This window comes from Lacinutrix sp., from assembly GCF_023299985.1.
Taxonomy (GTDB): Bacteria; Bacteroidota; Bacteroidia; order Flavobacteriales; family Flavobacteriaceae; genus Lacinutrix.
The window spans coordinates 1-11,546 of record NZ_JALZVX010000098.1; the positions used below are offsets into that span (position 1 = coordinate 1).

At 32.3% G+C, this 11,546-nt stretch carries 5 protein-coding genes; 4 read left to right on the forward strand and 1 reads right to left on the reverse strand.

Annotated elements, in window-relative coordinates:
• The 4 genes from rplL to Q0C58_RS04830 all read left to right on the forward strand — a co-directional run.
• Window positions 1-214: 50S ribosomal protein L7/L12 (rplL, locus tag Q0C58_RS04815; protein ID WP_290698198.1), on the forward strand; the 214-nt coding region annotated here is incomplete at its 5' end.
• A gap of 124 nt (window positions 215-338) precedes the next feature.
• Window positions 339-4,151, forward strand: coding sequence for a DNA-directed RNA polymerase subunit beta (gene rpoB, locus Q0C58_RS04820; protein ID WP_290698208.1), 3,813 nt, complete (start codon window positions 339-341; stop codon window positions 4,149-4,151).
• 70 nt (window positions 4,152-4,221) lie between these two features.
• Entirely contained in the window at window positions 4,222-8,523 is a 4,302-nt protein-coding gene (gene rpoC, locus Q0C58_RS04825; RefSeq protein ID WP_290698200.1) for a DNA-directed RNA polymerase subunit beta', read from the forward strand.
• 203 nt (window positions 8,524-8,726) lie between these two features.
• A complete protein-coding gene (locus tag Q0C58_RS04830; protein WP_290698202.1) occupies window positions 8,727-9,047 on the forward strand; it encodes a DUF3467 domain-containing protein in 321 nt (106 codons plus the stop codon).
• A 215-nt stretch (window positions 9,048-9,262) separates the two neighbouring features.
• On the opposite strand, the gene Q0C58_RS04835 is transcribed toward Q0C58_RS04830, so the two are convergent.
• Window positions 9,263-10,852, reverse strand: coding sequence for a peptide chain release factor 3 (locus Q0C58_RS04835; protein WP_290698205.1), 1,590 nt, complete (start codon window positions 10,850-10,852; stop codon window positions 9,263-9,265).
• Between the last annotated feature and the right edge of the window lie 694 nt (window positions 10,853-11,546).

Genomic DNA, 11,546 nt, shown 5'->3' on the forward strand with positions numbered 1-11,546 from the left:
ACAAACTGAATTTGATGTAATCTTAAAAGCAGCAGGTGGCGCTAAGTTAGCTGTTGTAAAATTAGTTAAAGAATTAACTGGTTTAGGATTAAAAGAAGCTAAAGGTTTAGTTGATGATGCACCAAGTGCAATCAAAGAAGGTGTTTCTAAAGATGAAGCAGACGCTTTAAAGACTCAGTTAGAAGAGGCAGGAGCAGAGGTAGAGCTTAAGTAAGCATTACCAATAATTTTCACAAAGGTTTAGGTCTTGAGAATATTCTCAAAGACCTAGACCATTTGTCGTATATAGGTAGTACCTATATTCAAGTATTTTTTTTTAATCAAAATTTCGTCCATTGATGTTAGTAACACAAGCTGAAAGATTAAATTTCTCGTCTATTATTAATAGAACAGAATATCCAGATTTTATGGATATTCAAATAAAATCCTTTCAGGATTTTTTCCAACTTGAAACAAAATCTGAAGAAAGAGGTAATGAAGGATTGTATAACACCTTCATGGAGAACTTTCCAATCACAGATACTCGTAATCAATTCGTTTTAGAATTCTTAGATTACTTTGTCGATCCACCAAGATATGCTATTGAAGAGTGTATAGAAAGAGGACTTACTTATAGCGTTCCATTAAAAGCAAGGTTAAAACTGTACTGTACAGACCCTGAACATGAGGATTTCGAGACCATTGTTCAAGATGTGTATTTAGGAACAATACCTTACATGACACCTTCAGGTACTTTTTGTATCAATGGTGCTGAGCGCGTAGTAGTATCTCAACTACACAGATCTCCAGGTGTGTTTTTTGGACAATCTTTCCATGCCAATGGAACTAAATTATATTCAGCAAGAGTTATTCCTTTTAAAGGTTCTTGGATTGAATTCGCTACAGACATTAATCAAGTTATGTATGCATATATTGATAGAAAAAAGAAATTACCAGTTACTACTCTATTTAGAGCCATAGGTTTTGAAAGAGATAAAGATATTTTAGAGATTTTTGACCTTGCTGAAGAGGTTAAAGTATCAAAATCTGGCTTAAAGAAAATATTAGGTCGTAAACTTGCTGCACGTGTATTAAATACATGGCATGAAGATTTTGTTGACGAGGATACTGGTGAAGTTGTGTCTATTGAACGTAATGAAATAGTGCTTGATCGTGATACAGAATTAGATAAAGATAATATCGAAGAAATCCTTGAAGTTGGTGTTAAAACAATTCTTTTACATAAAGAAACGGCAGAACAAGGAGATTACGCAATTATACATAATACACTTCAAAAAGACCCAACAAATTCGGAAAAAGAAGCTGTAGAACATATTTACAGACAATTACGTAATGCTGAGCCGCCAGATGAGGAAACAGCACGTGGTATTATAGATAAGTTATTCTTTAGTGATCAACGTTACTCTTTAGGAGAAGTAGGTCGTTATAGAATGAATAAGAAATTACAGTTAGATATCGGTATGGATAAGCAAGTGCTTACCAAAGAAGATATTATTACTATTATAAAATATTTAATTGAGTTAATAAATTCAAAAGCAGAGATTGATGATATCGATCACTTATCTAACCGTCGTGTACGTACAGTAGGTGAACAATTATCTTCTCAATTTGGAGTTGGTTTAGCACGTATGGCTCGTACTATTCGTGAACGTATGAACGTTCGTGATAACGAAGTTTTTACACCTATAGATTTAATTAATGCAAAGACCTTATCGTCTGTTATTAATTCTTTCTTTGGTACAAACCAATTATCTCAATTTATGGATCAAACCAATCCTCTTGCAGAAATTACGCACAAGCGTCGTCTTTCAGCATTAGGACCAGGAGGTTTATCTAGAGAGAGAGCAGGATTCGAGGTGCGTGATGTACATTATACGCATTACGGACGTTTATGTCCTATTGAAACTCCTGAAGGTCCAAACATTGGATTAATTTCATCTTTATCTGTATATGCAAAAGTGAATTCTATGGGATTCATTGAAACACCATATAGAAAAGTAACAAATGGTGTAGTAGATATTAAAGGAACACCTATTTATTTAAGTGCAGAAGAAGAGGAAGAAAAGTTAATAGCGCAAGCAACTGTAAAGGTTGATGATAAAGGTACAATATTAAACGAGAAAGTAATTGCTCGTATGGAAGGTGATTTCCCAGTAATGGATCCAAAAGATATTCATTATACAGATGTTGCACCAAACCAAATTTCATCTATTTCGGCTTCATTAATTCCTTTCTTAGAACATGATGATGCAAACCGTGCATTAATGGGATCTAACATGATGCGTCAAGCCGTACCATTATTACGCCCACAAGCACCAATTGTTGGAACAGGATTAGAAAGACAAGTAGCATCAGATTCTCGTGTGTTAATTAACGCGACAGGAGAAGGTGTTGTAGAATATGTAGATGCTAACGAAATTGTAATTAAATACAAACGTAGCGATGACGAAGCTAAAGTAAGTTTCGAAAGTGATACGAAATCTTATCCTTTAGTAAAATTTAGAAAAACAAACCAAGGAACTTCAATTAACTTAAAACCTATTGTTAAAAAAGGAGATAAAGTTAAAAAAGGTCAGGTTTTATCTGAAGGTTATGCAACTCAAAAAGGAGAATTAGCTTTAGGAAGAAATATGAAAGTTGCCTTTATGCCTTGGAAAGGGTATAATTTTGAGGATGCGATTGTAATTTCAGAAAAAGTGGTACGTGAAGATATATTTACTTCTATTCATATAGATGAATATTCTTTAGACGTAAGAGACACAAAACTAGGTAACGAAGAATTGACTAACGATATTCCTAACGTTTCAGAAGAGGCTACAAAAGACCTTGATGAACATGGAATGATTCGTATTGGTGCAGAAGTTAAACCAGGAGATATTCTTATTGGAAAAATTACTCCAAAAGGTGAAAGCGATCCTACACCAGAAGAGAAATTATTACGTGCTATTTTTGGTGATAAAGCAGGTGATGTAAAAGATGCATCTTTAAAAGCATCTCCATCATTACATGGTGTAGTAATTAATAAGAAGTTATTTGCTCGTGCCATTAAAGATAAACGTAAAAGAGCTCAAGATAAAGAAGACATCGCTCAATTAGAAGGTCTCTACAATACTAAGTTTGATGATTTACAAGCAGTTTTAGTTGAAAAACTTTTTACTATTGTAAATGGAAAAACTTCACAAGGTATCTTTAACGATTTAGGAGAGGAAGTTTTACCAAAAGGAAAAAAATTCACTTTAAAAATGTTAAATGCTGTAGATGACTATACTCACCTAACAGGTGGTACTTGGACAACAGATGATCATTCAAATAAATTAGTTGCAGATTTAATTCACAACTACAAGATTAAAGAAAATGACTTGCAAGGTTCTTTACGTCGTGAGAAATTTACAATTTCTGTAGGAGATGAGTTACCAGCAGGTATCATTAAATTAGCTAAAGTTTATATCGCTAAGAAACGTAAGCTTAAAGTTGGTGATAAAATGGCAGGACGTCATGGAAATAAAGGTATTGTTGCACGTATTGTACGTCAAGAAGATATGCCTTTCTTAGAAGATGGAACTCCTGTAGATATTGTATTAAATCCATTAGGTGTACCATCGCGTATGAATATTGGACAAATATATGAAACCGTATTAGGTTGGGCTGGACAAGATCTAGGTCGTACATATGCAACACCAATTTTTGATGGAGCTACTATTGATCAAATTAACGAATTAACAGACGAAGCTGGAATTCCAAGATATGGTCATACATACTTATACGATGGTGGAACAGGTGAACGTTTCGATCAACCAGCAACGGTTGGTGTAATCTACATGCTTAAATTAGGGCATATGGTAGATGATAAGATGCATGCACGTTCTATTGGACCTTACTCATTAATAACACAACAACCATTAGGTGGTAAAGCACAATTTGGTGGTCAACGTTTTGGTGAGATGGAAGTATGGGCACTTGAGGCTTATGGAGCTTCAGCAACGCTTAGAGAAATCTTAACAGTAAAATCTGATGATGTAGTTGGTAGAGCTAAAACTTACGAAGCAATCGTAAAAGGTGAACCAATGCCAGATCCAGGATTACCAGAATCTTTTAACGTACTTATGCACGAATTAAAAGGATTAGGATTAGACATTAGATTAGAGGAATAAAAATAGTTTACAGTGTTCAGTCAGCAGTAATAACTGCGACTGAATACTGAATACTGAAAACTATAAAGAAATGGCAAGAAAGCAAGATAAGAATACAGTACAGAGATTTAATAAAATCTCAATTGGTTTAGCATCACCAGAGTCTATTTTAGCAGAGTCAAGAGGTGAAGTTTTAAAGCCAGAAACTATTAATTATCGTACACATAAACCAGAAAGAGATGGTTTATTCTGTGAGCGTATTTTTGGTCCTGTAAAAGACTACGAATGTGCTTGTGGTAAATATAAAAGAATTCGCTACAAAGGTATTGTTTGTGACCGTTGTGGTGTAGAAGTAACAGAAAAGAAAGTGCGTCGTGATCGCGTAGGACACATTAACCTTGTTGTTCCTGTAGCACACATATGGTATTTCCGTTCTTTACCAAATAAAATAGGTTACTTATTAGGATTACCATCTAAGAAATTAGATATGATTATTTACTATGAACGTTATGTAGTAATACAACCAGGTAATGCTAAAAATGCTGAAGGTGAACCATTACAAAAAATGGATTTCTTAACAGAAGAAGAATACTTAAATATTTTAGAAGTACTTCCTCAAGACAATAACTATTTAGAAGACGAAGATCCAAATAAGTTTATAGCTAAAATGGGTGCTGAATGTCTTATAGATTTATTAGCACGTATAGATTTACATGCATTGTCATATGAATTACGTCATAAAGCAAATACTGAAACGTCTAAACAACGTAAAACTGAAGCGTTAAAACGTTTACAAGTTGTAGGTGCTTTACGCGATTCAAACTTAAATAGAGAAAATCGTCCAGAATGGATGATATTAAAAGTAGTGCCAATTATTCCACCAGAATTAAGACCATTAGTGCCTTTAGATGGTGGACGTTTTGCTACTTCAGATTTGAATGATTTATATCGTCGTGTAATTATACGTAACAATCGTCTTAAGAGACTTGTAGAGATTAAAGCTCCAGAAGTAATCTTACGTAACGAAAAACGTATGTTACAAGAATCTGTAGATTCATTATTAGATAACACACGTAAGTCATCTGCTGTAAAAACAGATTCTAACAGACCGTTAAAATCATTATCAGATTCACTTAAAGGTAAGCAAGGACGTTTTCGTCAAAACTTACTTGGTAAACGTGTTGATTATTCTGCACGTTCAGTAATTGTTGTTGGGCCAGAATTAAAGTTATTTGAATGTGGTTTACCTAAAAATATGGCAGCCGAGCTTTACAAGCCATTCATCATTCGTAAATTAATCGAAAGAGGAATCGTAAAAACTGTAAAATCTGCTAAGAAAATTATAGATAAGAAAGAACCAGTAGTTTGGGATATTTTAGAAAATGTTTTAAAAGGACATCCAGTACTTTTAAATCGTGCTCCTACTTTACACAGACTAGGTATTCAAGCATTTCAACCTAAATTAATTGAAGGTAAAGCAATCCAGTTACATCCATTAGCATGTGCTGCATTTAATGCCGATTTTGATGGAGATCAAATGGCTGTTCACTTACCGTTAGGACCAGAAGCTATTTTAGAATGCCAGTTATTAATGTTGGCCTCTCACAATATCTTAAATCCAGCAAATGGAGCTCCAGTAACTGTACCATCTCAGGATATGGTACTTGGTTTATACTATATGACCAAGCTACGTACATCTACAAAAGAGGTGCCAGTTAAAGGAGAAGGTTTAACTTTCTATTCTGCTGAAGAAGTTAATATTGCATACAACGAGAAGCAAGTAGATTTAAATGCTCAAATTAAAGTACGTACAATCGACTTTAACGAAGCAGGAGAATTAGTGCCTCAAATTATAGAAACAACTACAGGTCGTGTACTTTTTAATGAAAAAGTACCAGCTGCTGCAGGATATGTTAATCAAGTTTTAACTAAAAAATCTTTAAGAGATATTATTGGTGAAATTTTAAAATTAACAAGTGTACCAGAAACAGCTGCCTTCTTAGATGAAATTAAAACTTTAGGATATTTATTTGCCTTTAGAGGTGGATTATCATTTAGTTTAGGAGATATTATTATCCCACCAGAAAAGCAATCTATGATTGATGCTGCCAACAAAAAAGTTGATGGTATTACTGGTAATTACAACATGGGACTTATTACCAATAACGAACGTTATAACCAAGTTATTGATATTTGGACTTCTACAAATGCAGAATTGACAGAACTTTCAATGAAACGTATTCGTGAGGATCAACAAGGTTTCAACTCGGTGTATATGATGCTTGATTCTGGAGCACGTGGATCTAAAGAACAGATTCGTCAGCTTACAGGAATGCGTGGATTAATGGCTAAGCCTAAAAAATCTACTGCAGGTGGAGGATCGATTATCGAAAATCCAATTCTTTCTAACTTTAAAGAAGGACTTTCAATTTTAGAGTACTTTATTTCTACTCACGGTGCACGTAAAGGTCTTGCCGATACAGCACTTAAAACTGCCGATGCAGGTTATTTAACACGTCGTTTAGTAGATGTATCTCAAGATGTTATAGTAAACAGTGTAGATTGTGGTACATTAAGAGGTGTAGAAGTTTCTGCCCTTAAGAAAAATGATGAAGTTGTAGAAAAATTAGGAGCCCGTATTTTAGGACGTGTTGCTCTTAACGATGTATATAATCCATTAACCGAAGAGTTATTGGTAGAAGCAGGACAATTAATAGAAGATGATATTGCTGATGCAATTCAAGCCTCTCCCATAGATGCTGTAGAAGTACGTTCACCATTAAGTTGTGAAGCTAAGAAAGGAATCTGTGCACAATGTTACGGAAGAAACTTAGCAACAAACAAAATGGTACAACGTGGTGAAGCAGTTGGAGTAGTAGCAGCACAATCTATTGGAGAACCTGGTACACAGTTAACACTTCGTACATTTCACGTAGGTGGTATTGCAGGAAATATATCAGAAGAAAATAATTTTGCAGCCAAATTTGATGGTGTTGCTGAAATTGAAGAACTGAAAACAGTAAAAGGAACTAACAAAGAAGGTGAAGATGTAAATATTGTTATTTCTCGTACTTCTGAATTAAAATTAGTTGACAAGAAAACAGGTATTACATTAAGTACAAATAATATTCCTTATGGTTCTACTATATTCGTAAAGGATGGAGATAAACTAAAAACAGGAGATGTTGTTTGTGAATGGGATCCATATAACGGTGTAATTATTTCTGAATTTGCAGGAAAAGTGAGATATGAAAATATCGAGCAAGGTATTACTTATCAAGTAGAAATTGATGAGCAAACAGGTTTCCAAGAAAAAGTAATTTCAGAATCAAGAAACAAAAAATTAATACCAACACTTATTGTGGAAGATGGTAAAGGTGAAGCAATTCGTTCTTATAATTTACCAGTAGGTGCTCACATTATGATTGACGATGGAGAAAAAGTTAAGATTGGTAAGGTCTTAGTTAAAATTCCACGTAAATCTTCTAAAGCAGGTGATATTACAGGTGGTTTACCAAGAGTAACAGAATTATTTGAAGCTCGTAACCCTTCTAACCCTGCAGTAGTAAGTGCTATTGACGGTGTTGTTTCTTTTGGAAAAATTAAAAGAGGTAATCGTGAGATTATTATAGAATCTAAATTAGGAGATATTAAAAAATACCTTGTAAAATTATCAAGTCAAATTCTTGTTCAAGAAAACGATTTTGTAAAAGCAGGTATGCCTTTATCTGATGGTTCTATTACACCAAACGATATCTTAAACATAAAAGGACCAGCAGCTGTACAACAATACTTAGTGAACGAAGTTCAAGAAGTATATCGTTTACAAGGTGTAAAAATTAACGATAAGCATTTCGAAGTTGTTGTTAGACAAATGATGCGTAAAGTGAGAATAATCGACTCTGGAGATACTATTTTCTTAGAAGATCAATTAGCACATAAAGCAGATTTTATTGAAGAAAACGACGCTATTTTTGGTAAAAAAGTAGTAGAAAATGCTGGAGACTCTACAAACTTAAAAGAAGGACAGTTAATTACTGCTTTCGAATTAAGAGACGAGAATTCTTTATTACGTCGTGAAGATAAAGCATTGGTAGAAGCAAGAGATGTAAAGCCAGCAACAGCAACTCCTATACTTCAAGGTATTACGAGAGCATCCTTACAAACTAAATCGTTTATTTCTGCGGCATCGTTCCAAGAAACAACAAAAGTTCTTAACGAAGCAGCAGTAGCAGGTAAAGTAGATTCTCTAGAAGGTCTTAAAGAAAATGTAATTGTAGGACATAGAATTCCAGCAGGAACAGGAATGCGTTCTTATGAAAACATTATTGTAGGATCTAAAGAAGAGTTCGACCAAATGATGCAAGCTAAACAGGAGGTTAACTATAATTAGACAACAGTATAATTTCACAAAAGAAAATGTGTTGAATTATTTACTAGTTGAATTTATTTTCGCGCAGGCGGAAACTTATAAATTAAAACTAAAGTTTTAATAAAAATAAAAAGTCCTGTTTTATATAAATAGGACTTTTTTTTAATTAAAAATTTAATATAAATAAGACTTTCGTATTAACAGGAAGCATTAAAAAGCTTATAATGGCAGAAAATCACGATAATAAATCGAAACAAAAACAAATAAACATTGAATTAGACGAAAAAGTAGCAGAAGGTACATATTCTAATCTCGCAATAATAAACCACTCTGTATCAGAATTTGTAGTAGATTTTGTAAGTATAATGCCTGGCACTCCCAAAAGCAAAGTAAAATCTAGAATTATTTTAACGCCTCAGCATGCAAAACGACTTTTAAAAGCACTAAGTGAAAATGTTCATAGATTTGAAAAAGCACATGGAGAAATTAAAGATTATGAGCAACCACCAATTCCTTTAAATTTTGGACCAACAGGCCAAGCTTAAAATAAAAAAACCTTTAAATTTTAATTTAAAGGTTTTTTTATGATAATTAAACAAGTATAGTTTTTAGTTATTATAAGTTAAGTTTTAATAAATAAATATAATTAATACTTTTTTGAAAGCTTTATTATATATATGCATTATCGATAATTAAATTTTATTAATATAAATACTTGTGATAATATTTAAAACCTCTTATATGGCTTTAAAATAAGTTTTTATTCAAATTCTGAAACATAGTGAAATTTTACAGTTGGATATTTTTGTTGCGTCATTTGTAAAGAAAAAGACGAGTCTGCTAAAAACACCAATTGACCACGTTTGTCTTTTGCTAAATAGCGTTGTTTAATACGTTTAAATTCTTTAAATTCTTCATTTTTTGGGTCCTCTGGTTCAATCCAACAAGCTTTAAAAACATTTAAATTTTCATAGGTGCATTTTGCTCCATATTCATGTTCCAATCTGTATTGTATAACTTCGTATTGTAATGCACCAACAGTTCCAATAACTTTTCTTCCGTTAAGTTCAAGTGTAAATAATTGCGCAACACCTTCATCCATTAATTGGTCTATTCCTTTATATAATTGTTTAGACTTTAATGGATCAGCATTATTTATATACCTAAAATGCTCCGGAGAAAAACTTGGTACTCCTTTATAGTTAAGTATTTCTCCTTCTGTTAATGTGTCTCCAATTTTAAAACTTCCTGTATCTTGTAAACCTACAATATCGCCAGGATAAGAGATGTCTACAATCTCTTTTTTTTCAGCAAAAAAAGCGTTTGGGCTAGAGAATTTCACCTTTTTATTATGTCTAACATGAAGGTAAGTAGTATTCCGTTTAAATTCACCAGATACAATTTTAATAAAAGCCAATCTATTTCTATGATTTGGATCCATGTTAGCATGAATTTTAAAAACAAAACCTGTAAATTTTTCTTCTTCTGGTTTTACCAAGCGTTCTTCACTTTGTTTAGCTCTAGGTTTTGGTGCAATTTCTACAAAACAATCTAATAATTCGCGAACTCCAAAACTATTTAAAGCAGATCCAAAAAATATAGGTTGAAGTTTGCCATCTAAATACTCTTGATTATTAAATGTTGGGTATATTCCTTCTACTAATTCTATTTCTTCTCGTAATTCATTTGCAGCTTTATCACCTACTAATGCATTTAGTTGATCAGAATCTAAGTTGGATATTTCTATAGTTTCTTCAATGTTTTTTCTGCTATCTCCACTAAAAAGATTAATATTTTTTTCCCAAATATTATATATGCCTTTAAAATCGTAGCCCATTCCTATCGGGAAACTTAAAGGTGTTACTCTTAGACCTAATTTTTGTTCTATCTCATCTAGTAACTCAAAAGCATCTTTTCCTTCACGATCCATCTTGTTAATAAATACAATCATAGGAATGTTGCGCATACGGCAAACTTTTACAAGTTTTTCTGTTTGCTCTTCTACACCTTTTGCAACATCAATAACAACAATAACACTATCTACAGCAGTTAATGTTCTAAATGTGTCTTCTGCAAAATCCTTGTGACCTGGTGTGTCTAAAATATTTATTTTAATACCATTATATTCAAAAGCCAATACAGATGTAGCTACAGAAATTCCACGTTGGCGTTCAATTTCCATAAAATCACTTGTAGCACCTTTTTTTATTTTATTACTCTTTACGGCACCAGCTTCTTGTATAGCACCACCAAATAGTAAAAGTTTTTCAGTAAGTGTAGTCTTTCCTGCATCTGGATGCGAGATAATACCAAAGGTTCTTCTTCTTTTAATTTCGTCTAAAAATTTCATTAAAATAGATTTTTGGTAAATATAGTTGTATTACATTCATTATTAAAAATAGATATATAATATTAAAGTTAATTTTTATCATACTATCATTATTATATAAGATTGAGTTTACATACTCACATTTAATCTGTTTTTCCTTGCTTTTAGACGATTATACTCTTTTTTTTTAATTTATGTAGGTTTTAAAGTGGGAAAATAAACTAGTTTTATACCATAATTGAGATTGCAACTAAACGAGTATTATTTCATTACAACGTTTAATTAAATGTTAATTTATTTTAGTTCTCTATTTTAGAGTATTGAAGCTATTTATTTTTTGCAATCAAATTATAAAAGAGAAGATTGTTGATATTTCTTTTCAAAAAAACAAATATATTATTAAGTTCAATTTTTTTGAATTAAACTTTAAAAACATAAGCTCAGAATACTAAAAGCATATACGTTTCTATTATTTTATAGCTTATGTGTACGTTATCTAAAATTATTTTTAGATGACAACAAATTTAAATTAATTACATTCATTACAAACATGAAAAACATTACCCAATTCTCGACAAAAAAGACAACTTTTTTTCTTTTTCTTCTTTTATTATTATCCCTCTCTCAAGTAGCGCATTCGCAATGTATTGGTCCAGCAAATGACTGTGACAATGATGGTGTTACAAATGTAGATGATTTAGATGATGATAATGAT